The sequence below is a fragment of the Aminobacter sp. P4_D5 genome (assembly GCF_056401815.1).
This window is the reverse complement of sequence record NZ_JBFUIP010000309.1, coordinates 1-3,498: the sequence shown is the minus strand read 5'-3', so window position 1 is coordinate 3,498 and position 3,498 is coordinate 1. Positions and strand designations below refer to the sequence as shown.

The 3,498-nt window shown below is 60.7% G+C and carries 3 protein-coding genes; all 3 read right to left on the bottom strand.

All coding sequences use genetic code 11. The annotated features are described in order from the left end of the window. On the bottom strand, window positions 1-752 hold a 752-nt coding region (locus AC1DWF_RS31115; protein WP_476842485.1), incomplete at its 3' end, for an ABC transporter permease subunit. A gap of 212 nt (window positions 753-964) precedes the next feature. Next, complete coding sequence (gene ugpB, locus AC1DWF_RS31110; RefSeq protein WP_476785386.1) at window positions 965-2,275, bottom strand: sn-glycerol-3-phosphate ABC transporter substrate-binding protein UgpB; 1,311 nt, start codon at window positions 2,273-2,275, stop codon at window positions 965-967. Window positions 2,276-2,630: 355 nt separating this feature from the next. After that, window positions 2,631-3,326: a thiol:disulfide interchange protein TlpA gene (gene tlpA / locus AC1DWF_RS31105; protein ID WP_476788386.1), complete on the bottom strand. Its 696-nt coding sequence runs from the start codon at window positions 3,324-3,326 to the stop codon at window positions 2,631-2,633. Between the last annotated feature and the right edge of the window lie 172 nt (window positions 3,327-3,498).

Genomic DNA, 3,498 nt, shown 5'->3' with positions numbered 1-3,498 from the left:
TTGTAGACCAGCGTCTCGGTCGCCTTGCCCGGCCCGCCGCCGGTGACGGCGTGGATGATGCCGAATGTGTCGAAGAAGGCGTAGACCGTGTTGACCACGAGTAGGAAGAATGTGGTCGGCGCCAGAAGCGGAAAGACAATTGTCCAGAAGCGCTTGAATGGCTTGGCGCCGTCGATGGCCGCCGCTTCGATCAGCGTCTTGGGGATCGCCTGCAGGCCGGCAACAAAAAACAGGAAATTGTAGCTGATCTGCTTCCACGACGCGGCGGCGACGACCAACGCCATCGCCTGCTCGCCGTCGAGCAGCGGGTCCCAGTTGATACCCAGCCAGCGCAGGGCGTAGGCCAGAGAGCCGATGGACGGGTTGAACAGAAACAGCCACAGCATGCCAGCGATTGCCGGGGCAACGGCATAAGGCCAGATCATCAGCGTGCGATAGATGCCGCGACCGCGGATCACCTTTTCGGCCATGACGGCGAGCAGCAGTGCCGTACCCATGGCGACGGCCGCTGTGGCGATCGAAAACACCGCCGTGACCTGGATCGAGTTAAGGTAATACGGGTCCGACAGCACCTTCTTGAAATTCGCGAACCAGACGAATTTCGACGACAGGCCGAAGGGATCCTCGCGCAGCATTGACTGGCGCAGCGCCTGGCTGGCGGGCCAGTAGAAAAAGATCAGCGTGATCGCCAGCTGCGGGGCGACCAGCAGGTAAGGCAGGATCTTGTTGGGGAAGACGACGCGTGGGGACAATGAGGGCCTCTTGTTACGCGTTTGTCGGAAATTGCGTGGCGCCGCATTCTTCGGCCCAGCGTTGGCGCCGCCCCTCACCCTTACCCTCTCCCCGTGAAGGACGGGGAGAGGGAGGGCGCCCACCTTGCCGCTTGTCCCTTCTCCCCGTCATGACGGGGAGAAGGTGCCGGCAGGCGGATGAGGGGCAGCGCTACGATGACATCAAACGGACGTCAGTTGCCGATCGCTTCCTGGATCGCCTTGTTGCCGCGCGCAACGGTGTTGTCGAGCGCCTGCTGGGCGGTCTGCTGGCCAGCGAGCATCTTTTCGAGCTCTTCGTTTTCGATATCGCGGACCTGCGGCAGGTTGACGAGGCGAACGCCCTTCGAATTTTCGGTCGGCGCCTTGCCCATCATCTGCTTGATCGGGATTTCGCGGGCCGGGTTCTTGTCGTAGAAGCCCGACTTCTTGGTTTCCTCATAAGCTGCGAGCGTGACCGGCAGATAGCCCGAGACCTGGTGCAGGCGCGCCTGGATCGGCGTCTGCGACAGGAAGTTGAAGAAGGCGGCTACGCCCTTGTACTGGTCATCCGGCAGGCCGGCGAAGACCCACAGCGAAGCACCGCCCGGGATGGTGTTTTGCGGAGCACCCGCAGCGTCGGCCTCGTAGGGCAGCTGGCCGGTGCCATAGTTCATGCCCGACTTGATCACGTCGCCAAGGCCGCCCGAGGATTCGGTGAACATGCCGCATTCGCCGGCGAGGAAGATCTGCTTGGCCTCGGACGTGCGGCCGCCATATTTGAACGTGCCGTCCTTGGCGAGATCGGCGAGTTCCTGGAAGTGCTTGACGAAGGCCGGAGCGTTGATCTTGAGCTCGACGTCGGTACCGCCGATGCCGTTTTCATTGGTGCCGTAGGAGACATTGTTCCAGGCGGCGAAATTCTCGGTGTGAATCCAGGTCAGCCAGGTCGAGGTGAAGCCGCAGGGCGCGGCACCGCTCGACTTGATCTTCTTGGCGGCGTCCCAGACTTCGGTCCAGGTCTTGGGCGGATTGTCGACGTTGAGGCCAGCCTTCTGGAAGATGTCCTTGTTGTAATAGAGGATCGGCGAGGATGAATTGTAGGGGAACGACAGCATGGTGCCGTCCGGCTTCGAATAATAAGAGACGATGCCCGGCAGGTACTGGCTCTTGTCAAAGACCGTGCCGTCCATCGACAGGATCTCGGCGACCGGCTTGATGGCACCCTCAGCACCCATCATCGTACCCGTGCCCGCATCGAAGACCTGCATGATCGTCGGTGGCTGCTTGGCGCGGAAGGCGGCGATGCCGGCATTCAGCGTCTCGGGATAGGTGCCCTTGAAAACCGGCACGATCTTGTAATCGGCCTGGCTCTCGTTGAACTCCTTGGAAAGCTTCTCAACGACCTCGTTGTTCGCGCCGGTCATGGCGTGCCACCATGAAATCTCGGTGACTGCGAAGGCGGAGGTGCTGGATAGCAGCGTCATAGTGGCGGCAACTCCGGCCGCGAAGCCTAAGGTCTTCATGTCTMGCTCCCGTTGTGGTTGGCGAAATGTTTAGTTCCGCGAGGAGCAGTATTGTCGGAATATGACAGCGCTACAACAGTTTTGTAGCGATCGTATGAAGGTCGCATTTGGCGCGCTTCGTTTTCACTTGCGCTGCAACCGGAGCATCGATTTTCGCATTTGCAAAAAACGAAAGCGATTTACCGACAATTAGACTCATCTGAATTGCCAGCAATGCCGGCTAACAAAAGGCTGAAATCATTTGGGGCCTGCAGCGAAAAGCCTTTCGCGCCTGGAATGGGCGAAAGGCTTTGGGTCTCTTGTTCAATCTACAATTGCATCGCGCAAAAACGAGCGTGTGTGGACACGCCTCGCTTTATTTGGCGAGCGCAGCCTCGATCAGCTTCTTGGCGTCGGGGCTCGCCCACTCGGCCGGGCCGTTCATGTTGGCGAGCAGGCAGCCTTCGCCGTCGATCAACAGCGTGACCGGCAGGCCGAGCGCCAGACCGCGCTTCTTGAGATCGTTGAACACCCCAAGCGTGTTGTCGCGGTAGTAGCCCAGCGAAGAGACATTGATTTCTTCGAGGAATTTCTTGGGCTTGGTATCATCGCCAGTGTCGACATTGATGGCCACGACCTCGAAATTCTCCCCACCCATCTCGCGCTCCAGAGCATCGAGTGCCGGCATTTCAGCGCGGCACGGCGCGCACCATGTCGCCCACAGATTGACCAGAAGCGTGCGGCCGGCATGGTCGGCGACCGTCATCGGCTTGCCCTGGGGGTCGTTGAAGGCAAGCGTCTTGAGCGACTGCGGCGGATCGGCGGGCAGCATCGCCGCCACATGACCGGTGGCCGCAGCGCCGATCGCCTTGGCGGTGTCGGCCTTGGCAGCACAAAGCTTGTCGTCGGCGCTGGCTTGCGCGCTCGTGTCGGCTGCCACTGTCGGTGACGGCGTCTTGTTGCCAGGAAGGGTGGTGCTGACATATACCGCGACCGCGCCGGCGATCACGCCCGCAACGGCGGCAAGCAGGATATGGCGTGGGGCTGGAAACATTTTTTTGCGGTCCGACATCTAACCAATTTTCTCCGGAGCCCGGGTATCACGATGAGCGACAAGAAGGCCAGCAACCAGATGTGGGGCGGACGTTTTGCCTCGGGCCCGGCCGCGATCATGGAGGCGATCAACGCCTCGATCGGCTTCGACAAGAAGCTGTACGCCCAAGACATCCGGGGTTCCGTTGCCC